Genomic DNA, 23939 nt, shown 5'->3' on the forward strand with positions numbered 1-23939 from the left:
ATTTATTCTTATTGAAATTTAAACAGTCCCTTAGTTTGTAATAATTTAGTCAATATTGCCTCTGGTTTTAAAATACCGCGAATGGCAGCCCGTAATTTGCCTTTAATTAATTTTAAAAAACAATGTTGATTAGCAACGAAACCGAATTATTGGGCATGCAAAAGGTGAGCGAAGCCGTAGCCTACACTTTAAAAGAGATGCGAAATTATGCGCAAATTGGCATGAACACCAAAGAATTAGATGATTTTGGGGCTAAGCTGCTAAGCAGTATGGGTGCCAAATCTGCCCCTTTTGTGACCTACGATTTTCCGGGCTATACTTGCATTAGCATTAATAACGAATTTTGCCATGGCATTCCTTCTCCTAAAACTATTTTGCAAGAAGGCGATTTAATCAATATTGATGTATCTGCAGAACTAAACGGCTATTGGTCTGACAATGGCGGTTCTTTTGTTCTAGGGAAAGACATTCATTTGCACCAACCATTAGTAGATGCTTCTAAAGCAATCTTAGAAAAGGCCATAAGCCATATTAAAGGTGGTGTACGAATTTCGGACATTGGCCTATTGATAGAAACCGAAGCGAAAAAACGCGGCTACAAGGTGATTAAAAACCTTACCGGACATGGTGTAGGCAGAAGCCTACATGAAGAGCCTCACGAAATTGCCAATTACAAAGACCGTTTTAACCTTAGCAGGTTTAAGAAAAACACTGTAGTTGCCGTTGAAACTTTTATTTCTACCACCTCAACCTATGCCGAAACTTTAAGCGATGGCTGGACAATGGTAGGCGACAAAGGCGGCTTTATGGCACAGCACGAGCATACCATTTTGGTAACAAGCGAGCAGCCTGTTATTTTAACTGCTGCCAATGAAATTTGGAAATGATTAAATGGTTAGCGTATGAACTTTCTATTTTATCTTAGCTAAATGAAAGTCACCATTTTTACGGTACTATGCCTATTTACACTTAGTTGTTCATTATTACAAAAACCTTTGCGAGATGAACCTAAAAAAACATTTTTCAAAATTGCGGTTATCAGCGACCTAAATTCTAGTTATGGTGCTACTACCTATCATGCGGATGTTTTTGCAACATTAAAAGAACTCGACAGCTTAAAACCTGATCTTATTTTATGTGGAGGTGATATGGTTGCCGGGCAAAAGGCATCGATTACGATGGCCCAAACCCAAGCCATGTGGAGCAGTTTTGATAAAAATGTGCTAAAACCTATTCAGCAAATGAAAATTCCGTTTGGTTTTACTGTTGGCCACGATGCCGCCCCATCGTACTTACAAGACCGTAAACTGGCGCAAGAATTTTGGTTAAGTAAACAAGAACAACTAGGGCTACAATACATCGATAACACCCATTTTCCTTTCTATTTCAGCTATCTACAAAACGACTTATTCTTTATTAGTTGGGATGCGGCAAGCTCAAAAGTAAATCCTGAGGTTTTTGAATGGATGGAAAAACAACTGCACTCGGGAGTAGGTAGAAATGCGAAATTACGAGTGCTGCTTGGTCACCTGCCTTTATACGCCATTGTAGCAAGTAAAAATAAAGCAGGCGAAGTATTGGCCGACAACGAAAATACAGCTGCCTTTTTCAAGAAAAACGGCATCGATTTATACATTAGTGGGCACCAACACGCTTACTATCCTGCTTTTTCTGACAAACTGAGGTTACTACATACAGGTTGCATTGGCGAAGGGCCACGACCTTTGATGGGCGATAATGAGCCTGCAATCAGAGCTTACACCATCATTGAAGTACCCAGAAATAATGCTAAAAATTTTGAATATAAAACTTATATCCCCAATAGCAACAAAATGATAGAGCTTTCTCAGTTACCCGATTCGGTAGTTGGGTTTAACGGCATATCTAGAAAGGATTTTAAAGCAAAACCGCTCTAAGCATAATTCACTTTAGCTTAAAAACTAAAATCCTCCATAAAGCTGCTTTATTTCTTCCAGTAATTTCTTCGGTTCTAAATCAAAAGAATTGATATGGAGTTTAGATTGGCGGTAGAAAACATTTCGCTCTTCTAGTTTGCCAACAATAAAAGCTAACAATTCCTCATCGTTCATTCCTTTTAACAATGGGCGTTTTTCTCTATTGTGCAAACGCGAAACCAATTGTTGTGGGCTCATCTCTAAATAAACAGTCATTCCGTTTTTGTTCATCCATTCCATGTTATCGAAATAACAAGGCAAACCACCGCCTGTAGCTACCACACAAGTTTCAGGATAATCAAAAGATTTAAGGGTTTCATTCTCCAACTGACGGAAAGCGTATTCGCCATTGGCTGCAAAATAATCGGCTATGCTTACTCCCTGCTGCTCTACAATTACGGCATCTATATCAATTACCGGACATGCTAATAAATTAGCGAGTTGTTTTGCTTTGGTACTTTTACCGCAGCCCATAAATCCTACTAGGAAAATTACCCCTACCCCCCCTAAATGGGACTTTTTTTCATGATTTATATTTTTATTCATTATAATTTCTTCTTCTAAAACTCCCCTTTAGGGGCTGGGGGTTACGCCAATTTCACTCTCGGATCAATCCAAGCATAAAGCAAATCTACCAAGATATTTACCACCACAAAAACAAAGGCAATAAATAAAATGGAGCCCATTACCACTGGAAAATCAGACATTTCTAAAGCATAAACTGTGGTACGCCCCAATCCGTTATATCCAAAAATATATTCTACAAAGAACGAGCCTGCCAACAAGGAGGCAAACCATCCAGAAACAGCTGTGATTACCGGGTTTAAAGCATTCTTTAAAGCATGTTTATAGATAATTGTTTTACGAGATAAGCCTTTTGCTCTTGCGGTACGAATGTAATCTTGAGCTAACACATCGAGCATTGCACTACGGGTTAACTGCACAATAATTGCTAAAGGGCGCAGGCCTAAGGTAACCATCGGTAACCATAAATTTCTTAAGGTCATTACTTCTCCTTCAAACGGGTCGTAACTGTATAAACTACCACTCATGTTTAAACCTGTATAGTCTGACAATACAAAGCCAAAAAGCCAAGCAATGATAATTCCGGCGAAGAAAGATGGTGCCGAAATCCCTAAAATGGCAAACATATTAGCGGTTTTATCTATCCAAGTGTCTTTGTAAACTGCAGAGAGCACGCCTAAAAACACGCCAATAACTGTGGCGAAAATCATTGCTGTTAAGGCCAAAACAAAGGTATTGGGCACTGTTTCTGCTAAAACAGCGGTTACGTCTCTTTTGGTTTGATAAGAGCGGCGTAAATAAGGCTTTTTAAGCACCAACACTTCATCGCCTATTTTAAATAAAGGTAAATAACCGTATTTTTCTTGGTTTTCGGGCGTAGCCTGATGATAGCCAATTGGCGACAAATCGTTAATATATAAGGCAAATTGAACGGCTTTTGAACGATCGAGGCCAAACTCCTTTCGCACGGCCTCTAACGACTGCACATCAGAACGCTGCCCCATAGTCATACGGGCAGGGTCGCCAGGCAAAATATTAAACAGCACAAATACCACCACTACAACGCCAGCCATTACAGCTAAGCCATATAATAATTTTCTAAGTGCGTAAATACCCATTATTTAGCGAAGTATTTTTCAGTTAAGTGATCAAACGAAGGTAAAGAATGGTAGTGCCATTTATTTATAATGGTTCCGTTTTTAATCAATAAAACTCCCGGGTTAGCACGCACCATGCTTTTCAGCGGTACGGCATCTGCATAAAACACCTCCATAAACAGCTTCATGCGCTTGCTAAATTTCTCGGCATCTTGTGCAGAGTTAGCAGTAAGCAATACCGTACGCATGTTAAATTGTTCTGCGGCATTTAATGCCAAGGCATTTGTAGCTGCAATCGCTTTTTCGTTTGTTTGGTTCAAATTATAAGCTACTACTACCAAACTATAATATGGATTTTCAACAATCTCTTTGGTATAATCTGTACCCGAAGCGTCGGTAATCATGAGGTCTTTTATTTTTACCTCGTAGCCTTTTTTAATTAGTTTTTTAGACGGTGAGCCAATCACCTCCCAATTTTCATCTTTCCAAACTTCCTTTGCCAAATAATCTTTGTCGCTCATGGTTTTGGTTTCGCCGGTTTGCTTGTGCTTCAAATCGTACATGATAAGATACTCGTCAACCGCTGCACCTTCTGGCGCTTTCATGTTCTCTGGAATATTAGACCCCACTTTGTAGGGCAGAAAATCGATGATGGGCAGAAAATTATAGGTGAAAATTCCGAATAACAATGAAGCGGTAAACACTGCCGCAAACAAACCGCTTTGCACTGCTGGTTTTGCCGTAATTGGCTTAATTAAACCTCTATTAACATAGATATAAATGATTAACACCAACATTACTAGATCTTTACTAAAAGATTGCCAAGGTGTTAGCGGAATGGCATCGCCAAAGCAGCCACAAGAAGTAACCACCTTAAAAGCCGCCGAAACAAAGGTTAAAAAGGTGAAGAAAATGATGGTGGCCAATAAGCCCTTTACTACAAAATTTCTAAAAATCCCCCATAGCAAAAGTGCACCAAAAACAATTTCGAGCACACACAGTAAAATGGCAATACCTGTTGCCCAATCATTTAAGAAACTGATATGGAAAACTTCGAAATATTCTTGTAGTTTGTAACCAAATCCCAAAGGATCATTGGCTTTAATTAATCCTGAAAAGATAAACAGGATGCCTACAAACCATTTAGAAAACTGAAAAAGTACTTTTTGCATAGTCTTTTGTTATAGATTTTGTCGTTATACCGGTTTTCTTCGGAGAGCAACCTAGCTACATATTCAATCGTTAGATTTCCCACTACGTTACTCTTCGTATCGAAATGAGGGAAGATTTATGTTAGCGAAAGTCAAACACGCTACTTTTAACTTTTTTAAGCTACTCCTAACTTTATCAACGCAAACACTGCATAATTGAGCATATCTTGGTAATTAGCTTTAATTCCTTCCGAAGCCAAAGTTTGTCCGTCGTTATCTTCAATCTGTTTCACTCTCAAAATCTTCATCAAAATTAAATCTGTTAACGAACTGATGCGCATATCACGCCAAGCCTCGCCATAATCGTGGTTTTTATCCATCATTAAGGCTTTGGTTTGTTGCACACGTTCATCATAATAGGCTTCGGTAGCTTCAACTGCCAATTCGTTTGATTCATCCTCTCCCAATTCCAATTGCAAAATAGCCATTACACAATAGTTGATAATTCCGATATATTCAGAACTAACATCCTCTCCTACTTTCGAAACCTTTTTCTCTTCTAAAGTTCTAATGCGCTGCGCTTTGATAAAAATCTGATCGGTAATAGAAGCAGGACGTAAAATGCGCCAAGCGGTACCATAATCTTTTGTTTTCTTTATAAAAAGCGATTTGCAAACCGCTATAACCTGATCGTATTCTGTTGATGTATTTGTTACCAAAACAATTAAAATATTTAATGTTTAGCCAATAAACGGCTATTTTTGTTTTTTATTAACTGATGGCTAAAGATACATTTTTAAACCGAAAACACACGCTAAACTGCAAAGGCAAACTTATTGATATGAGTAGGCCTTCGGTAATGGCAATCTTAAATATCACTCCCGATTCTTTTTACAGTAGCAGTCGTGCAAACAGCATAGACGAAGCGTTGCAAAAGGCCGAAAATTTTGTTAACGCTGGCGCAAAGTTTATAGATGTAGGCGCTTACTCTTCTCGTCCAGACGCAGCAGATGTGAGCGAAACTGAAGAAACTGCACGTGTAGTACCGATAATTCAGGCCCTAAACCAAGCTTTCCCTGAAACATTAATTTCTGTAGATACTTTTAGAGCCAGCGTGGCTGAAAAAAGCATTGAGGCTGGCGCTCATCTCATTAACGACATTGCAGCTGGCAATTTGGACGAAAAAATGTTTGAAACGGTAGCCAAACTGCAAGTGCCTTATATTATGATGCATATGAAAGGCACCCCTCAGAACATGCAAGACAGCCCTAGTTACGGCAACGTAAGCACAGAGGTATTCAGTTATTTTAATGAGAAAATAGAGACGTTAACCCAATTGGGAGTTAAGGATATTATTTTAGACCCTGGCTTTGGCTTTGCAAAAACACTAGACCATAATTACGAACTGTTGAGAAATATGCAATTGCTCAGCCTCTTTAATCTACCGCTATTGGTTGGTTTCTCCAGAAAATCGATGATTACCAAAGCGCTAAATATAAAAACCGAAGATGCTTTAAATGGCACAACCGTACTAAACACCATCGCCCTGCTTAAAGGTGCTAACATTTTACGGGTACACGACGTAAAAGAAGCGATGGAATGTGTGAAATTAGTTAATTTGGTTTATTAGGTAAATTATGGATTTGGTTAACTGTGCAAATCGCTAAATTACAAATCGTATAACTCATCAAATAAATAATTTGAACAATTACCCTGCCCATAGTTACTTAAATTGAGCAGTCAACCATTTCATCTATTTCAACAATTAACCGATAATGTCTATCTTGTACAACAATGAAGAGCCTTGATTTCGATTTTTTAAATATTACATGGATTGATGCCATTGATGTTACCTTTGTTGCCATTTTAATTTACTATATCTACAGCCTAATACGCAATACCTTGGCTGTAAATTTAGTGTTGGGCATGGTAATTATTGTGCTGGTATATTACATTGTAAAAGGCCTACACATGGAATTGCTAGAGGCCATTATCAACAAATTTATGAGTGTGGGAATTTTGGCCTTGGTCATTATTTTTCAACCCGAAATTAGAAGGTTTTTATTGCATATTGGAAAGACTACTTTTCTGCAAAAGAACAAGGCTTGGTGGGGCTATCTTTTTGGCAGTAAAGATTTAGAACGAGATAACTTATTAAGAATAAAGCCAATTATTGATGCCTGTAAAAGCATGAAAAAATCTCGTACAGGTGCACTAATGGTTTTTGTTAAATATTATGATGATGAATATTTTACCAACAGTTGCGAGTTAATTGACAGTAAAATATCGAAACGTTTGTTAGAAAGCATCTTTCAAAAACACAGCCCTTTGCACGATGGTGCTGTGGTCATTTCCGAAAATAAAATTAAAAGTGCCAGTTGTATTTTACCCCTAACCGACAATGATAAATTACCTCCACAATTTGGTTTACGACACCGAGCCGGTATTGGCGTTTCTGAAGCTACCGATGCAGTAGCGGTAATCATTTCTGAAGAAACTGGAGAAATTGCCTACGCTAAACAAGGGCGTGTACGCATGAATGTTTCTTTTGGTGAATTAGAAAAGCTATTGAATAAGGATTTTTAATGAGAAATTCTCGAAATCTAGCTCACGCTGTTCGACATTTGCAATGTCGAACTCCGTATCTCGGGATTATTTCATGAACTCGCCATGCTCGGTTTGTAATCCTATTTTATTCGGATTGAAAATCCGTAGATATGCTTCGGGATTGCAAATCCCGAAGAGCAAATAAATGCAGTATGTTGTACAGAGAACTAATAACTGTCCTATTTGATGATAAAGTAAGTTTACAGAACGATACAGCTAAAAAGGCAATGGAATATGTTGACAAGATTGAACGCATAAAGTATAAAACCAATCTTTTCTGCATATACCAAATCGCAGCTCTGTCATTGCCTTCCAACATCAAGATCATAGCTTCGTAATTGTCAAAATAAATGGCATCTTTGTACGCTTAATCAAATTACTATGTCAGACGAAAAGATCATTTTTTCAATGGCCGGTGTAAGTAAAATCTACCCGCCACAAAAACAAGTCTTAAAAAACATATACTTATCCTTCTTTTACGGTGCCAAAATTGGAGTTGTAGGTTTAAACGGATCGGGTAAATCATCCTTATTAAAAATTATTGCCGGTTTAGATAAAGCTATACAAGGCGAAGTAGTATTCTCTCCAGGTTATTCGGTGGGTTATTTAGCGCAAGAGCCAGAACTAGACCCAGAAAAAACAGTACGCGAAGTTGTAGAAGAAGGCGTGGCCGAAATTACTGCCGTACTTAAAGAGTACGAAGCAATTAACGAGGCATTTGGCTTAGAAGAAAACTATTCGGATGCCGACAAAATGGATAAATTGATGGCCCGCCAAGGTGAGCTGCAAGATAAAATCGACGCTTCTAACGCATGGGAACTAGATAACAAACTTGAGCGTGCGATGGATGCTTTACGTTGTCCAGATCCAGATGCCAAAATCAGCGTATTATCGGGAGGCGAGCGTCGTCGTGTGGCCATGTGCCGTTTATTGTTGCAATCGCCAGATGTATTGTTGTTAGATGAGCCTACCAACCACTTAGATGCCGAAAGTATCGATTGGCTAGAGCAGTTCTTACAAAATTACGAAGGAACTGTAATTGCGGTAACCCACGATAGGTACTTCTTAGATAACGTAGCGGGATGGATTTTAGAGCTTGACCGTGGCGAGGGTATTCCGTGGAAAGGCAACTACTCATCGTGGCTAGACCAAAAAGCGAAACGCTTAGCGCAGGAAGAGAAAACTGAGAGCAAGCGTCAGAAAGCATTAGAGCGTGAGTTAGAATGGGTGCGTATGGCACCGAAAGCACGTCATGCAAAATCAAAAGCCCGTTTATCTAACTACGACAAACTAGCTAGCGAAGATGGCAAAGAACGTGAAGAAAAATTAGAACTATTCATTCCGGCGGGACCTCGTTTGGGCAACGTAGTAATCGAAGCAAACCATATCTCCAAAGCTTACGATGGCAAATTGTTGTTCGAAGATTTGAGTTTTTCTTTACCCCCAGCGGGCATTGTGGGTATTATTGGGCCAAATGGCGCAGGTAAAACTACGTTGTTCCGTTTAATTACAGGCCAAGAACAACCAGACAGTGGCGATTTTAAAGTAGGCGAAACCGTTAAATTGGGCTATGTAGATCAACTACACAACGATCTTGACCCAGAAAAAACAGTTTACGAAAACATTACCGACGGCTTAGATAACATGTTATTGGGCAACAAGCAGGTAAACTCTAGAGCTTACGTTTCTAAATTTAACTTTAGCGGTGCCGATCAGCAAAAGAAAGTGGGCGTATTATCTGGTGGCGAGCGCAACCGTGTGCATTTGGCCATTACTTTAAAAGAAGGCGCCAACGTTTTATTACTGGATGAGCCTACCAACGATATCGACGTAAATACTTTGCGTGCTTTGGAAGAAGCTTTAGAAAACTTTGGTGGTTGTGCCGTAGTAATTAGTCACGACAGGTGGTTCTTAGACCGTATTTGTACACATATTTTAGCTTTCGAAGGCGATTCGCAAGTATATTTCTTTGAAGGCAACTACTCTGATTACGAAGAAAACCGTAAAAAACGTATAGGAGATGTAACGCCAAAGAGAATTAGGTATAAAAAATTAGGGTAACCAATTTCTAACTACAGCTTTAAGCTGTAACATAAATTATCGAAAGATAGTGGTATTTTACTTGGCTAGTCCTTGTTAATTACCGCTATCTTTTTATTGGCTAATTTAGTGGAGAAACTTTGCCTCCTCAATTATTTGAAGTTTTAGATAGGAAACTTTGAGTATATACCAAAAATATATACTTTTGTATTAAGTTAGCTCCAATTTTTTAGTTGTTGAGCATAGATAAAGACTAAAACCATACGTGCATTTGGGCTATAATTAAAAAGACATGAAAACACTTTCTTTAAAATTAGATGATGATATCTTTAACGAAACCGAAGAGATAACTGAAAGATTAAAAATGGCTCGTAACCGTTACATTAATGAGGCGCTGAGGGTTTTTAACGAGTACCAAAAACGAAAAACACTAAAAAATAAGCTATTGCAAGAATCGAGAGCAGCTTATGGTAATTCTTTAGAAGTATTGGAAGAATTTGAGCGTATTTTAGATGCAGATTAAACAGTATGACATTTGGCTCGCCAATTCGAACCCAGCCAAAGGTACCGAACCTGGCAAAACACGCTCAGTTGTTATCGTACAGACCAATTTACTGAATGGCGTGCATCCATCATCAATAATTTGCCCTATTACCTCTAACGTTTTACCCGAGCTTGAAATCTTACGGGTGCACCTAAATACTGAACAGTTAGCGAAGGAAAGTGATATTTTAATTGACCAAGTACGTGCCATTGATAACCGCAGATTGGTTAGCAAACTTGGTGAACTAAACAAAGAACAGGTTAAACTGGTAAAGCAGAATTTAAGGGTAGTGTTGGATTTGTAGCTTTCTTTATTTCAATTAAACAAACCACGCTAAATATTTTTCTAATTGCGAAACAAGAAAATAAGGCAAATTCAACAGCTGATAAGTTTTTCCCTCGATTGTTGTAACAGTTGTAACCTCCAATTTTCCGGCATAAAGACGGACTGCCTTGTTATGTGGAGCAAGGTTCATAAACTGGTGGAGCGAGCGCAATTTCCCCTCTTTACCCGATTTAACTTCTATGGGAATTAATTTTCCATCAAACGGAACAACGTAATCAACTTCCGCCTGCGAGGTATTTTTTTCCCGTACCCAAAAATACAGCGAACTTAATGCTTTGTATTGATGTGCCAATAACTCCTGCCCTACCAAATGCTCAATCATTGTTCCCTGATACACTTTTTGCAAGTCTTCTGTACCGATAATTTCTTTTTGAATTTGCAGTATATAATTCATCAGTCCGGTATCAAGTGCTTGTAATCTTGGCGATTTTTTAAAATCGGGCAAGGCGGGCAGTTGTGCAGAAATGAGTGGGTAAAGCAATGAAAAAAGCATCGTCTTTTCAAGTGTCCGTAGTGCTTCGCCCATTTCTTTAGAACCATAGTTAGAGTTGCCAAAGCCTTGAAATTTAATACGCTTTCCGGCTTCAAAAAAACCTGTACGGATGGCGTGGCGCAATACGTGTACCTCATTTCCTTTAGCATATTTTTCTATATCGTCCATATAGGTGGCAAGCAAACCATCGTATAAGGTTGCCAGCGAAGTCAAATCACGTTTTTCTGCATAATGGCTCACAATTTCGGGCATTCCTCCAACAAGTGCATAAGTGTGAAACAGGCGCATAATTTTATCGTGAGCAAACTCGTTCAGCGGAATATTTTTCAATTGTTCGAGTGCGGAATGTTCGCCCAATGCATCCAAAAATTCGGGAAAAGAAACAGGACGTATTACCAAAAACTCTACACGGCCTACAGGGAAAGTGAGTTGTTGGTTAAAGATGGTTTCTAACAACGAACCTGCCGCAATGATACGGATTTCGGGCATCTGCTCATAGAAATAACGCAGTATGTTCATGGCCTCTGGAACTTCCTGAATTTCGTCAATAAAAATGAGTGTTTCCGTTTTGCGGTCATAACGCATATTTTTCAGGAAAAACAACGTTTGTACCAGCGTTTCCATATCCGTAAACTTTTGAAAAGGCTCACGGTCGACAGAAAGTTCGAGATTTAAATAAATGTACTGCTTAAAATTTTTGGCAAATATCTCTACCACGGTAGTTTTCCCAACCTGACGTGCCCCTCTTAAAATCAATGGCTTACGATTGGTCTTGTCCGACCATTCTTGTAACTCCCCAATAACTTGACGTGTTATCATTCCACAAAGTTAGGGTATTTTTTTGATTTTTTACACACAAAATTAGGGTAATAAATTCAAAAAATACACACATAATTAGGGCAATTTTGAGTTTTTCATACCTAAAGTTAGGGTAAATTAGCAATAAAGTGATATTTTAATTAACTAAATACGTGCCATTGCTAACTGCAGATTGGTTAGCAAAATGGCGAACTAAACAAAGGACAGGTTAAATTGGTAAAACAGAATTTAAGGGTAGTGTTGGATTTGTAGGATATGTAAACAACCCCTGTAAGTTGTAATACAGAATTTCTACTTTAGCGATTTAGCTAGTTTTGAAATTAATTTCATTCCTTAAATTCCAATCTTTACATTTAAACATGCACTTCTTCCAAAAACAACTAGCACTAAAAGCCCGCAGCCGTGGTTTCCATCTCGTTACCGACGAAATACTACAGTCCATTCCAGAAATAAAGAACATCAACGTTGGGATGTTGCAAGTGTTCATTCAGCACACTTCGGCTTCGCTAACCATTAACGAAAATGCAGACCCAACGGTAAGGGCTGATTTTGAAACTTGGATGAACAAAGCTGTAACCGAAGGCGACCCAGATTATCTACACGACTATGAAGGTGATGACGATATGCCAGCACACATCAAATCATCATTAATGGGTGCTTCGGTGCTTGTTCCAATTACTAACGGCAAACTAAATTTAGGTACTTGGCAAGGCATTTATTTGTGCGAGCATCGCAATTACGGCGGCGGCAGAAAGGTGGTGATTAGCGCTTGGGGCAATTAGGCCAATTGCAAACATTTAAGGGCTTGCTGCTTATAGTTTCTTCCAATTGGGAGTTCCTTGCCCAAAATTTCTACCGAATAGGTATAGTAACTATCTACTTTTGTGGTGGCAATAATAAACGATTTGTGTATCCTACAAAACTGATCTTCGGGCAATAACTCTTCCAAGACAGAAATTTTCTGTTTGCTGATAAGTACTTTATCTACTAAAATTACTTTTACATAATCTTTAATGCTTTCAATCCAGTAAATATCTTTCACATTTACCTTAACCGTTTTTCTATCTACTTTTAAGTATAAAAACTTATTAACCTCGCTGCTTGTGGTAATTTCTGGCACCAACAACGTTTGTTTTCTTGCGCCTAAGGTAGCTAGAGTTTTATCCATTGCTTTCAAAAAGCGATTGAATGGTATAGGTTTAAGCAAATAATCTACAGCATCCAGTTCAAAACCATCTACGGCATATTCGCTAAAAGCGGTGGTAAATATTACCTTTGGCGGATTTTTGAGGCTCTTCAATAGCTCAATACCGTTAATTCCAGGCATTTTCACATCTAAGAACATTAAATCTACCTGCTTTTGTTGCAGTGTATGAAATACCTGAATTCCATCATTGCAGGTAGCCACTACCTCAACTTCTGGAAAACTTTCGAGATACTTAGCAATCACCTCGATAGCATAAGGTTCGTCATCAACAATTACAACTTTAATCTTCATTTCAGTATTGTAAACTTCCTTTTTTCGATAAATCTATTTTTAGAATTATAGCAAACAGCTCTTCTTCATCAAAAATCTTGAATTGATGGGCCTCTGGATAAATCAATTCTAAACGTTTTTTCACATTTTCTAACCCTATATTCCCATTTTTTCCAATAAGCGGCGTTGCTACTTTCTCTGGCTTACTGTTGTTAATTTTAAATGTTAGCAGCTCGTTTTTTATTTCTAGCTCCATATTAATCCATGCTTGGCCTACTTTTTCGCCCGCACCATGTTTAAACGCATTTTCTACCAAGGGGAGCAACAATAACGGTGCAATATTGTGTCCTTCTAAATCTCCCTCTTTGGTAAAATTAAAATCCAAACGTTCTTCGTACCTCATTCTCTCCAGTAAAATAAAGTTTTCAAGCATCTCTATATCCTTTTTTAAGGAAACGCTTTCGACATTACATTCATAGAGCATGTATCGTAAAATTTCGGAAAGCCCCATGACTATCTCAGGCGATTTTGGAGAATTGTTTAATGTAAGCGCATACAGGTTATTGAGGGTATTGAACAGAAAATGAGGATGAATTTGAGCTTTTAAGAGGCTCAATTCTGCTTGCAATGCTGCATGATGGCGCTGATACCAAGATTTAAAGAATTTGACAGCCACACCAAACCAAACTATAAAATTAGCGCCTTTAACAGCATTGAGGTAATAAACCACGTTAGAAAAGCGCTGCCACTTGGAGCCTTGCACTTTTTCCCAATTGTTGTAGCCAAAGCTTTTTAAATAAGCATTGATATGGGGCTCTACTAAAAATATATCTATTATTCTAGTTATTGCGGGTATTACCACCACAAACAAGCATAAAATGATAAAAAATGCTACATACTTGCGTTTAAGCAGGTATTTGGGGATAATTAGATAGGTTAAAGTGTAGAAATAAATCATGTGTACGGGTAAAAGCATCAAGTTGCTTTTTAAAGCCACCAAAAGGGGCTGTTTTTCGTAACCGTAAACAAAAGAGGTAAGCAACCATACCGATACCCAAAAAGCAATATGCTGCAATATTCTATTGCGCCGATTGCCCTCTTGTTGGTATGCCTGTATCATTTGCATATCCAAAAATACATTTCTCCACTATTTTTTCATCAAATTTTAGACAAACGACAACAATGCACCCACAAACAACAGCCGCCGAGCATTTACAACTAAACAACTGATGCTGAACAGCTTTCATCAACCTAAAAATGTAATTGGTACCCTCTCCTACTTCTTACATCCGTACCAGTTTTAGCAAGGCTTAAAAAATGAGAAATTAAGCTCATCAAACTTAAAATACAAAGGTATGAAAGCTATTATTTTAACTACGTTATTGCTCATGGCTACAACTATTGCAACAAAGGCACAAAAAGTACAGCCTACAAAAACAGCCGACTTTGCCAATTGGGTAATTGAAAGCAATATAAAAACGCCAAAAATTTCGGTCATCAAATTCTATAATGCTCAGCAGGAATTAATATATCAGGAAGAAATTAAAAACAAAAGAATAAATGTAAACAAGATTAAAGTGCAAAAACAACTTAATAAGATTTTGGCGCAATTGGTAGAAAGAAACACACCAATTAAACCGTACAACCTAGTGGCAGCTAGCTTAAAGGCAAACTAAAATTAAAAGAGGTGCCTTAAAAAACAAGCAACCTAAACTGTTCTTTTTTAAAAATGTAAGATATGGCTTAGTTAAAATACCAACCACACTTGTTGGGCACCTTCTTTTATTCTTTTTCTACCCAATTACCATCTTCTCTAATAATGCCTATCAATTCGTCAATAGCATTAACTGTTTTTACATTTTTCTTCACTACTTCTTGTCCGCGATAAAGCGTAATTCTATCTACACCGGCGCCAACATAACCATAATCGGCATCGGCCATTTCGCCAGGACCATTTACAATACAGCCCATAATACCAATTTTAATGCCTTTTAGGTGGGCTGTTCTAGTTCTAATAGCTTGTGTAGTTTCCTGCAAATCGAAAAGTGTACGCCCACAGCTAGGACAAGAAATATATTCTGTTTTGGAGATACGTGTACGTGTAGCTTGTAAAATACCAAACGATGTAGAATTAATTACCGACAAAGGAATACCATCGGCATTGATCCACACGCCATCGCCAAAGCCATCAATGAACAAGCCACCCAAATCGGTAGCGCTATATAACTGGAAGTCTTCCAAATTCAATCCATCGAAATTGCGTTCTATCATTACAGGTGTTTTGATATTTGCATTTTGCAATTTAAAAAACGCATGGCGAATGGTTTGCATGGCATTTTCTGCATTGGTGGTTAATACAAAGATGGTTTTTTCCAAGCCCACCAATTGCTCAACCGCCAACTCTTCTGCCAGTATCTTCACAAAATTTAGCTTTTCATCTTTTTCCGCTGCACTTAAAAAATCAGTTAAACTAAACAAAGGATGACAATTTTGCTTATCTGCCAGTTTAACCCAAGTTTTATAATTGTAAAGCTGTTTTAATCCGCCTGGAAAAGAAAAAGAAGGCAACTGATTGCCCAAATAAACCATATCGCAAGCTTGGTCGGTAAGGTTATATTTATCTAGCAAAGCCGAATAATTAAAACCCACCGAATTTAAAATGGCTGGATCTTTTAGGTTTTCTTTTTCTAGGTTGATGATTACCCTTGGCACTTGATGACCGCCTAGGTTTTCTATTTCATCAGTACTTCTTCTGTGATATTGAAATGGGCTGTAATTACCCCCTAACCCCCTAAAGGGGGAATTAGCATGAAGCTCCTCTTTTAGGAGGCGGGGGAGGTATCGCCTAGCCAATGCTTTAGCCACGGGTGCTTCAAATTCTGGATCTTCGGTTAATGAAACCCGAATGGTATCGCCCAAGCCATCGGCCAATAAAGTACCAATCCCTACTGCCGATTTGATACGTCCATCTTCGCCATCGCCAGCTTCGGTAACGCCTAAGTGCAACGGATAATTCATGCCTTCCTTGGTCATGGTTTGCACCAGCAACCGATAGGCTTGCACCATGACTTGGGTATTGCTAGACTTCATCGAAATTACCAGGTTATAGTAGTTCAAATCTTCGCAAATACGGATAAACTCCATGGCAGACTCTACCATGCCATGCGGTGTATCGCCATAGCGGCTCATAATTCTGTCTGACAAAGAGCCGTGGTTAGTGCCAATACGCATAGCCGTACCATATTCTTTACAAATTTTTACCAAAGGCGAAAACTTATCGTAAATACGGCTCAATTCTGCTTGGTAAGCAGCATCGGTATAATCTATATTTTCAAATTTCTTTTTATCGGCGTAGTTGCCTGGGTTTACCCGTACTTTTTCTACTATACGTGCTGCAACTTCGGCTGCATTTGGGGTAAAATGAATATCGGCTACCAAAGGGACATCGTAACCGCGTAAACGTAATTCTTTTTTAATGTTAGCCAAATTTTCGGCTTCCTTAATGCTTGGCGCAGTTATACGCACATATTCACAACCACTTTCTACCATGCGTATGGTCTGTTCTACCGTACCTAGGGTATCCATGGTATCGGTGGTAGTCATAGATTGAATGCGAATAGGATGATGTGCGCCCATTGGGATGTTTCCTATTTGCACTTCGCGTGTTACAAACCTAGAATAATGGGTTAAGCTGTTGCAATAACCTCCGTTTAACAAAATGGCTTCTTTTTGCATGGTTTACAAAGATAGGGAAAACCACCAACCCCTAAAGCGGAGTTATTAAAAAATTGGAATGTTGGAAGACAAAGTTCAATGATACGGTTCCCCAATCTAAAATCATAAATTCTAAAGCAGTCTATCTTTTATCACTAATGTTTTGGCAATTACATCGTGCAAACACTGTTGCTTTTTATTGAAGAAACAATAGATATAACCAAACCCAAACAAGAAATTTGATAGGATTTTAGCTAAATTCCTCGCTATGGATATACCTAATGTAATTCTAGCACCGCATTCGTCTGTTACTTTAATGTCCATTAGTTTTTTACCAACAGTACCTTGTGTTTTTGAAGCATCGCCTATTACGTTATATAGAAATTTAGTAAACGGCACCAATGCAATTCCGGTTATAAGAAGTACCATCCTCAACTGTTGATCTGCTATATAAACAACCGCCAAGGCAACAATTATTGCATACACTAGCGTGATGATAAAATAATCGATAGCCCAAGCCATTAAACGCTGATCGAAACTTGCAAAATATTGCGGAATATGCTGAGGTGCTACAAAGCCTAACAGCTCCCTAAGTTCAGCAATTTCATGCGCTTCTTTGTAATCGTCCATTCCTGGTTTTCGCACAAAAGTATCGGGCAAGATTGCCATCTGCTTTAATTCTTCTAAAGTATAGGGGCCTTGGGGTTTGCCTTTTACAACAATGGTGTACATTTAAGGTTAAAGGTATAAAGTGTAAAGCATAGCGTTGAAAGTTTAAAGTCAAAGTTGCTAACACAGCAGCTCTTTAGAAGTTTTCACCTTCAACTTTTAACCCTAAACTTAATAAGTATCTACTTCAAAATTGCTTAAGCCACCATCAAGTTTAATGAATACTTTATTTTTTGAACCCTGGTAATTTGGTGTTTCGTAATAACCATCTTCTTTCTTTACAAAACCCTTAAAGTCTTTTGAAGCCAAGCCCGTATGGGTTTTAATTCTACAACCAGAACCTTGTGGCACTTTTATTTCTACGTTAGCTACGCCTGTTTTTACATTTACATCGGTAATAGGAATCAGCTCTCCTATTTTTATTTTTAAATCTGCGGCACCACCATCAAAATTTAATGTCCTTACTTTATAAGGAGTTAAATCGAAGTCTAGCTCTCCGGCTCCCATTGAAAGGTTCATTGTCCAGAGTGGTGCTGTATTTAAACGAACATCAACTTCGTTGCCCCCTGTATTAAACGACCAATTGTTTTTACCGTTTTTACGCTTATCGTTCATTTTAAACGTTAGTGTATTTGTAGTATCGGTGGTAGTTTTGGTAAGCGAAAAATTACCGCGTTTTTTATGTACTTTGGCCTCAAACAAGCTATCGGTAGTTTCTTTTAAAGTAAATGAAGTACCACCACCAGATAAATTTAAAATGGCTTTCTTGTTAGAATCTAAAGGATGATAAACCTCTGAAAACTTCAACCCTTCCAGATGAGAAGTGTCGTTATCCCAATCTATATCTGCTTCTATATTTTTATCTTTAAGGCCCCACCACCATGAACCATATTGTGGCTTTTCTTGCCCTCTAACAAACAAAAACGCTAAGGCAATAATTAGAACGGCAAGAGAAACGATACTGCCCGTTTGCGACCCATTTCTGTTTAAAAGCAGGTTAATACCACCAATAATTAAGAAGATTGGCCAAAAGCCCCAAACGTTTCTCCAATAAAACTCTATTATATTTAAGTTTTCTAACAAAAGTATGCCACCCACAAAAAGCAGCAGTACTCCCCATATTATTCTTTCGTATTTCATTTCAATTTCAGGTAAATTGTTATCAGCCTTAGCACGGTAAATTGTTAGCTTTTTTCACTTGTAGTTTCTTCGGAAGAATTTACAGGTGTATTCGTTTCATCTGCTGTGTTCTGCTGTGCTTCTTCGGTTGTTTTTTTAAAATTTTCCCATTCGTTTTTACGTTGGTTTTTAAAAATTAAGCTTATGCCCAGTGCAACTATCGCCAATGGCCATAATTTGTATATTTTAAAGATATTAAACCAGTAAGGCATTAAATCTAACTGTTTTAACAAAAAATACACCCCTAGCACTAATAAAATTAAGCCTACCACTGTTTTGCCAGCATCGTTAGTTTTTACAGGTGGCGGGTTATCAAACTTTGTAAATTCATCGGCATTTGGGGTATTCCATTTGGTTTGCGGCTCTTGTTTAGATGCTTCTTGAAAAGCTTGTGGAGCATTAAATACTGAACCGCCCTGCGGATGTTGTTTATAATACTCGTTAAACTTCCTAAACTTTGCAGTGGGATCGTTATTAACCGGTGCTACAATCCAAAGTACAATATAGGCCAATATGCCGCTACCAGCTAAAAATATGGTAGTTAGCACAAACAGCAGCCTTATAATGGTAACATCAATCTGCATATAGTCGGCCAAACCCGATGCCACACCTGCTACCGTTTTATCATGTTCGTTTCTATATAATTTCTTTTCCATTGTGTTATCCTTTCTAAAAATTTAAAGGTTTCAGCACTATTTCATCTATGTTTACACCACTACTTAAAGTAAGTATAGTGGCCACAGTTTTGGCTACATCTTCTGGCTGTACAAATTTCGCTTGGTTTAGGGTAGTTCCCTCCCACGAAGCCGTATAGGTAGCGCCCGGAATAATTGCCGTTACTTTTACATGATGTGGTGCCAATTCCGCTTTCAATACATAATTAAGACTTAACAGCGCTGCTTTTGTTACACTGTAACTGCCGGCATTTTCTACAGGGGTTTTACTAGCTACCGAGCATACATTAAAAATATGCCCATAACCTTGCGTACGCATTAATTTACCTATTCTTTTAGCAATATAGTAGGCCGAGTTTACGTTAACCCTTTGCTGCATTTCAAAAACGTCATCGGCTTCGTCTAGCAAAAGGCCTGGATTAAAAATCCCCACGTTGTTAACCAAAACATCTATTGTAGGTGCAAATTTTAATGCCTTTTCTACAAAAACAAGTACATCTTCTTTTTTACTACAATCGGCTTCAACGGGTAGCACTTTTACACCATAACGGCTAATTTCTGCTTCGAAACTAGCTAATTCTGTGCCACTTCTAGCACAACCAATTATGTTGTAACCACTTTTAGCCAGCGCAACCGCTATTGCTTTCCCAATTCCTTTTGTAACTCCTGTTATAATTGCGTTCATTCTTTTATTATCATTAATATTCCTTTTTAAATTAGCCACAAGTGCGCCTATGTTTTTGGTCTTGCACTTCCCACATAAAAATGCAGCAATTTAGCAATCTATTTTCTTAGGCTACTTTACTACGGTACAAAAGAGGCAATAATATTTCTATCGAGAATATTTTTTCAATAAATAGACCTTCACAGAACATTTTTATTGTTTCTTTGTATATTATTGAGTTAACTGAACAAATTGTTTATTAGATGAACTTTACCAATTTTGGTCGATACATATTGCTGCTAAAAGCTGCTTTTAAAAGGCCCGAAAAAATGAAAATATACATGAAAGCCATTTTTCAACAAATGGAGTTCATTGGGGTGGGGTCTTTGGGTTTAATTAGTATCATCTCTACATTTATTGGGGCTGTAATGACTTTACAAATCGCTTTCCAATTGGTTAGCGATTTCATTCCTAAAACTATTATCGGCTCTGTAAACCGCGATTCTTCTATCTTAGAACTAAGTCCTACTATCAGCGCTATTGTTTTAGCAGGAAAAATAGGCTCTGCAATTTCCTCAGAAATTGGAACAATGCGTGTAACCGAACAAATTGATGCCTTAGAGATTATGGGCATCAACGCTCCAGGTTACTTGATTTTACCAAAAATTATTGCAGGAATTACCATGGTTCCGGTGTTGGTTATTATTTCAATGGTATTAAGCATTACTGGCGGATATTTAGGCGGAACCTTATCTGGCGCTGTTTCTCCTTCAGAATATATTCAAGGTATTACCACAGATTTTAATCCTTATACCGTTAATGTTGCCCTAGTTAAAGCTTTTGTATTTGGCTTTATCATTACTTCGGTACCAGCTTACGAAGGCTTTTATGTTAAAGGTGGCGCCTTAGAAGTAGCACAAGCAAGTACCAGAGCCGTAGTGGTAAGCTGTATTAGCATTTTAGCTTGCGATTACATTGTAACCCAATTAATGTTATGATCGAGATTAAGGATATACATAAATCATTTGGAGAAAACGAAGTTTTAAAGGGTATTTCTGGAAAATTTGAACCAGGAGTTACCAATTTAATTATTGGCGGTTCTGGTTCTGGAAAAACCACACTACTCAAATGTATGATTGGTTTACATCATCCTGAAAAAGGTAACGTAACCTATGATGGAAGGGATTTTACCCAAATGAGCACCGAAGAACGAATTGAAATTAGAAAAGAAATTGGGATGCTATTTCAAGGCTCTGCACTTTTCGATTCGATGACCGTTGAGGAAAACATTATGTTCCCCTTAAATATGTTTACAGATCAATCTAGAGGCGAAAAACTAGATCGTGTTAACTTCTGTTTAGAAAGAGTAAATTTAGGAGACAAGAACAAATTATTCCCGGCAGAACTTTCTGGAGGAATGAAAAAGCGTGTGGGCATTGCCCGTGCCATTGCCATGAACCCCAAATATCTTTTCTGCGACGAACCGAACTCTGGCCTCGACCCTAAAACATCTATCGTAATTGATGAGCTGATTAAGGAAATTACCGAAGAATATAACACTACCACCATTGTAGTAACCCACGATATGAACTCGGTAATGGGCATTGGAGATTATATTATTTTCTTACACGAAGGGAAAAAATTCTGGGAAGGTTCTAATAAAGAAATTGCCAAAACATCTATCGACGAACTTAACGATTTTGTGTTCGCCAGCCGTTTCATGAAGGCCGCAAAAGACAAGTTTTAATTTTACTATCTTTGCTGCTCACTGTCATTTAGAATGTAAATGAGCAATCTAAATCTGGCATTAAACGCTAGTAAAAAGGCAAACAAAGAGGTGGCTATTTATCTCTTTTTTAAAGATTATTTACATGATACAACTGCTTACACCAACCCACTGGAAAGATTATGAACTCATAGACTGCGGCGATTTTGAAAAGTTGGAGCGCTTTGGCAATTTAGTATTATCTAGACCAGAGCCTCAGGCAGTTTGGAAAAAAACATTCTCTCCAGAAGAGTGGAAAAAACGGGCACATATTACTTTTAAAGGCCGCTCTGCTACCAGTGGCGAGTGGGTAAGACACAACAAAAGCGTACCCGACCGTTGGAATGTAAACTACCAAAATGATGAAGTAAGCATTAACCTGCGTTTGGGGTTAACCTCCTTTAAACACGTTGGTGTTTTTCCAGAACAGGCTGTAAACTGGGACTACATATCTTCTTCTATCAAAAAATTTAAAACACCATCTCCTAAGGTATTAAATCTTTTTGCCTACACGGGTGCCGCTTCTTTAATTGCAAAAGCCGCAGGGGCCGATACCACCCACGTAGATTCGATTAAACAAGTGGTAAACTGGGCTAACGAAAATCAAGAGCTTTCTAAATTGAAAGATGTACGTTGGGTAGTAGAAGATGCACTAAAATTTGTAAAAAGAGAATTAAAGCGTGGTAAAAAATACAATGGTATTATTCTAGACCCTCCAGCTTATGGGCACGGCCCAAATGGCGAAAAATGGAAACTAGAAGACCATATCCAAGAAATGATGCAAGACGTGGTACAATTACTTGATCCAGAAGAGCATTTCTTAATTTTAAACACCTATTCCCTAGGTTTCTCTTCCGTAATTGTAGAAAATCTGATTAAGACCTCTTTTCCGCAAGTAAAAAACTTAGAAACTGGAGAGTTGTTTTTACAAGCCACCTCTGGAATTAAACTCCCACTAGGGGTATTTGGCAAGTTTAGAAATTTTGTAAAGTAAATACTCTCGATACTTTTTAATTGATTGAAAAACATGTAATTTACAAACAATTTTATCTCCTAATTTTATTTTATTAACACCGCTTGACGGCTCGTTTAAATGATGTACTTTTGGGATATTGCAAAAAACTAACAATAAAGCATCAACATGAGATTAACAAAAATTACAGGAGTGGTTTTGGCAGTTGGCATTTCCACTTGCTTATTTACCAATTGTAGCTCTGGCGCAAAAGAAAAAAGCAGCGAAAAGGGAGCTAAAAGTACAGATACTACGGCTGTAGTAGAAGAAGAAGTTAATCTTAGAACACCAGTAGATACTGCTAAATACAACCAATTAATAAAAGCAAATGCCAACGGCGATACTACTGGAAAATGGCCTGTAAAAAACCAACCTATTCCCTTAGATGGGGCTATTTTACCATTTAAACGTATAGTTTGCTATTACGGCAACCTTTACTCTAAAAAAATGGGCGCTTTGGGCGAGTACGAGCCAAAAACCATGTTAAGCATGCTAGATAAAGAAGTTGCTAGGTGGAATAAGGCCGATCCATCTACGCCAGTACAACCAGCCTTGCACTACATTGCCGTTGTTGCGGCCGGCGATCCGGGAAAAGATGGAAAATACCGTAACCGTATGCCTTTTAAACATATAGATTCTGTTTTGAACATTGCTAAAATGCGCAAAAACATGATTGTATTTTTAGATATCCAAGTGGCTTTAAGCACCATACAAACAGAGTTGCCTTTATTAGAAAAATATTTGGCAATGCCTAACGTACACTTAGGAATTGACCCGGAGTTTTCTATGAAAGGCGGCGTATTACCAGGCAAAAAAATTGGAACTTATGATGCTAGCGAAATCAACTATGTTTCTGGTTACTTAGCTGATTTGGTGAAGAAACATAATTTACCACCAAAGGTATTTGTAGTACATCGCTTTACTAAAAAGATGGTAACCAATTCACAGAACATTAAATTACGCCCAGAAGTGCAAGTAGTAATGCACATGGACGGATGGGGCGAACCGGACTTAAAACTAGGCACTTACCGTCATTTTATATATAGTGAACCTGTACAGTTTACGGGTTTTAAATTATTCTATAAAAACGACCTAAAAAAAGCACCAAATAGGTTGATGACCCCTGAAGAATTGGTGAAATTAAAACCACGACCAATTTACATACAATATCAATAAGTAGTCGGCTTATAAGTACAAAGGGTGTCGAAA

Annotated in this window: 25 protein-coding genes; 13 read left to right on the plus strand and 12 right to left on the minus strand. The window is 38.1% G+C overall.

Annotation, left to right across the window (positions count from 1 at the left end; all coding sequences use genetic code 11):
- Positions 1-122 precede the first annotated feature (122 nt).
- Positions 123-887 (plus strand): type I methionyl aminopeptidase, encoded by a 765-nt coding sequence (map, locus tag B3I52_RS00110; RefSeq protein ID WP_293297071.1) that lies wholly within the window; start codon positions 123-125, stop codon positions 885-887.
- 42 nt (positions 888-929) lie between these two features.
- A complete protein-coding gene (locus B3I52_RS00115) occupies positions 930-1916 on the plus strand; it encodes a metallophosphoesterase family protein (RefSeq protein ID WP_293297074.1) in 987 nt (328 codons plus the stop codon).
- Positions 1917-1940: 24 nt separating this feature from the next.
- Here B3I52_RS00115 and B3I52_RS00120 read toward each other — a convergent pair whose 3' ends face one another.
- The 4 genes from B3I52_RS00120 to B3I52_RS00135 all read right to left on the minus strand — a co-directional run bounded on the left by B3I52_RS00120 (position 1941) and on the right by B3I52_RS00135 (position 5447).
- On the minus strand, positions 1941-2501 hold the full coding sequence (locus B3I52_RS00120; RefSeq protein WP_293297077.1) for a shikimate kinase: 561 nt from the start codon (positions 2499-2501) through the stop codon (positions 1941-1943).
- Between the two features lie 41 nt (positions 2502-2542).
- Positions 2543-3598, minus strand: coding sequence for an ABC transporter permease (locus B3I52_RS00125; protein ID WP_293297081.1), 1056 nt, complete (start codon positions 3596-3598; stop codon positions 2543-2545).
- The gene (locus B3I52_RS00130) at positions 3598-4749 is read right to left on the minus strand and encodes a BT_3928 family protein (protein WP_293297084.1); all 1152 of its coding nucleotides are present in this window, start codon (positions 4747-4749) and stop codon (positions 3598-3600) included. Before B3I52_RS00130 ends, B3I52_RS00125 begins: the two co-directional genes overlap by 1 nt.
- 155 nt (positions 4750-4904) lie before the next feature.
- Complete coding sequence (locus B3I52_RS00135) at positions 4905-5447, minus strand: DUF1599 domain-containing protein (protein WP_293297086.1); 543 nt, start codon at positions 5445-5447, stop codon at positions 4905-4907.
- Between the two features lie 122 nt (positions 5448-5569).
- Between B3I52_RS00135 and folP the strand changes: the two genes are divergently transcribed.
- The 5 genes from folP to B3I52_RS00160 all read left to right on the plus strand — a co-directional run bounded on the left by folP (position 5570) and on the right by B3I52_RS00160 (position 10223).
- Positions 5570-6358: a dihydropteroate synthase gene (gene folP / locus B3I52_RS00140; protein ID WP_349678667.1), complete on the plus strand. Its 789-nt coding sequence runs from the start codon at positions 5570-5572 to the stop codon at positions 6356-6358.
- A gap of 164 nt (positions 6359-6522) precedes the next feature.
- Positions 6523-7314: a diadenylate cyclase CdaA gene (gene cdaA, locus B3I52_RS00145; RefSeq protein ID WP_293297092.1), complete on the plus strand. Its 792-nt coding sequence runs from the start codon at positions 6523-6525 to the stop codon at positions 7312-7314.
- 402 nt (positions 7315-7716) lie between these two features.
- Positions 7717-9396 (plus strand): energy-dependent translational throttle protein EttA, encoded by a 1680-nt coding sequence (gene ettA, locus B3I52_RS00150; protein WP_293297095.1) that lies wholly within the window; start codon positions 7717-7719, stop codon positions 9394-9396.
- A 271-nt stretch (positions 9397-9667) separates the two neighbouring features.
- Positions 9668-9898 (plus strand): hypothetical protein, encoded by a 231-nt coding sequence (locus B3I52_RS00155; RefSeq protein WP_293297098.1) that lies wholly within the window; start codon positions 9668-9670, stop codon positions 9896-9898.
- Positions 9888-10223 carry a type II toxin-antitoxin system PemK/MazF family toxin gene (locus B3I52_RS00160; RefSeq protein WP_293297101.1) on the plus strand — a complete coding sequence of 112 codons (336 nt, stop codon included), beginning with the start codon at positions 9888-9890 and terminating at the stop codon, positions 10221-10223. The genes B3I52_RS00155 and B3I52_RS00160 overlap by 11 nt, the downstream gene beginning before the upstream one ends.
- Positions 10224-10238: 15 nt before the next feature.
- Here B3I52_RS00160 and B3I52_RS00165 read toward each other — a convergent pair whose 3' ends face one another.
- Entirely contained in the window at positions 10239-11576 is a 1338-nt protein-coding gene (locus tag B3I52_RS00165; RefSeq protein ID WP_293297104.1) for an ATP-binding protein, read from the minus strand.
- A gap of 359 nt (positions 11577-11935) precedes the next feature.
- Between B3I52_RS00165 and B3I52_RS00170 the strand changes: the two genes are divergently transcribed.
- Entirely contained in the window at positions 11936-12358 is a 423-nt protein-coding gene (locus tag B3I52_RS00170) for a secondary thiamine-phosphate synthase enzyme YjbQ (RefSeq protein WP_293297107.1), read from the plus strand.
- Here the strand turns inward: B3I52_RS00170 and B3I52_RS00175 are convergent.
- Positions 12355-13074 carry a LytR/AlgR family response regulator transcription factor gene (locus B3I52_RS00175; protein ID WP_293297110.1) on the minus strand — a complete coding sequence of 240 codons (720 nt, stop codon included), beginning with the start codon at positions 13072-13074 and terminating at the stop codon, positions 12355-12357. The genes B3I52_RS00170 and B3I52_RS00175 overlap by 4 nt on opposite strands.
- A 1-nt stretch (position 13075) precedes the next feature.
- Complete coding sequence (locus tag B3I52_RS00180) at positions 13076-14179, minus strand: sensor histidine kinase (protein WP_293297113.1); 1104 nt, start codon at positions 14177-14179, stop codon at positions 13076-13078.
- Between the two features lie 229 nt (positions 14180-14408).
- Between B3I52_RS00180 and B3I52_RS00185 the strand changes: the two genes are divergently transcribed.
- The gene (locus B3I52_RS00185; RefSeq protein WP_293297116.1) at positions 14409-14729 is read left to right on the plus strand and encodes a hypothetical protein; all 321 of its coding nucleotides are present in this window, start codon (positions 14409-14411) and stop codon (positions 14727-14729) included.
- A gap of 106 nt (positions 14730-14835) precedes the next feature.
- Here B3I52_RS00185 and ispG read toward each other — a convergent pair whose 3' ends face one another.
- The 5 genes from ispG to B3I52_RS00210 form a co-directional block, all read right to left on the minus strand.
- A complete protein-coding gene (ispG, locus tag B3I52_RS00190; protein ID WP_293297119.1) occupies positions 14836-16788 on the minus strand; it encodes a (E)-4-hydroxy-3-methylbut-2-enyl-diphosphate synthase in 1953 nt (650 codons plus the stop codon).
- 111 nt (positions 16789-16899) lie between these two features.
- Positions 16900-17499 carry an RDD family protein gene (locus tag B3I52_RS00195; protein ID WP_293297121.1) on the minus strand — a complete coding sequence of 200 codons (600 nt, stop codon included), beginning with the start codon at positions 17497-17499 and terminating at the stop codon, positions 16900-16902.
- A gap of 108 nt (positions 17500-17607) precedes the next feature.
- Complete coding sequence (locus B3I52_RS00200) at positions 17608-18576, minus strand: LiaF transmembrane domain-containing protein (RefSeq protein ID WP_293297124.1); 969 nt, start codon at positions 18574-18576, stop codon at positions 17608-17610.
- Positions 18577-18620: 44 nt separating this feature from the next.
- On the minus strand, positions 18621-19271 hold the full coding sequence (locus B3I52_RS00205) for a PspC domain-containing protein (RefSeq protein WP_293297127.1): 651 nt from the start codon (positions 19269-19271) through the stop codon (positions 18621-18623).
- Positions 19272-19284: 13 nt separating this feature from the next.
- Positions 19285-19974, minus strand: a complete 690-nt coding sequence (locus tag B3I52_RS00210) for an SDR family oxidoreductase (RefSeq protein ID WP_293297130.1) — start codon at positions 19972-19974, stop codon at positions 19285-19287.
- Positions 19975-20216: 242 nt separating this feature from the next.
- Here B3I52_RS00210 and B3I52_RS00215 point away from each other — a divergent pair, with 242 nt between their 5' ends.
- From B3I52_RS00215 to B3I52_RS00230, 4 genes are all read left to right on the plus strand, one after another.
- The gene (locus B3I52_RS00215; RefSeq protein ID WP_293297133.1) at positions 20217-20951 is read left to right on the plus strand and encodes an MlaE family ABC transporter permease; all 735 of its coding nucleotides are present in this window, start codon (positions 20217-20219) and stop codon (positions 20949-20951) included.
- The gene (locus B3I52_RS00220; protein WP_293297136.1) at positions 20948-21700 is read left to right on the plus strand and encodes an ABC transporter ATP-binding protein; all 753 of its coding nucleotides are present in this window, start codon (positions 20948-20950) and stop codon (positions 21698-21700) included. The genes B3I52_RS00215 and B3I52_RS00220 overlap by 4 nt, the downstream gene beginning before the upstream one ends.
- Positions 21701-21824: 124 nt before the next feature.
- Entirely contained in the window at positions 21825-22712 is an 888-nt protein-coding gene (locus B3I52_RS00225) for a class I SAM-dependent methyltransferase (RefSeq protein WP_293297139.1), read from the plus strand.
- A 147-nt stretch (positions 22713-22859) separates the two neighbouring features.
- Positions 22860-23906 (plus strand): hypothetical protein, encoded by a 1047-nt coding sequence (locus B3I52_RS00230; RefSeq protein WP_293297142.1) that lies wholly within the window; start codon positions 22860-22862, stop codon positions 23904-23906.
- Positions 23907-23939 lie beyond the last annotated feature (33 nt).

Source organism: Pedobacter sp. UBA4863 (genome assembly GCF_002399615.1).
Classification (GTDB): domain Bacteria; phylum Bacteroidota; class Bacteroidia; order Sphingobacteriales; family Sphingobacteriaceae; genus Pedobacter.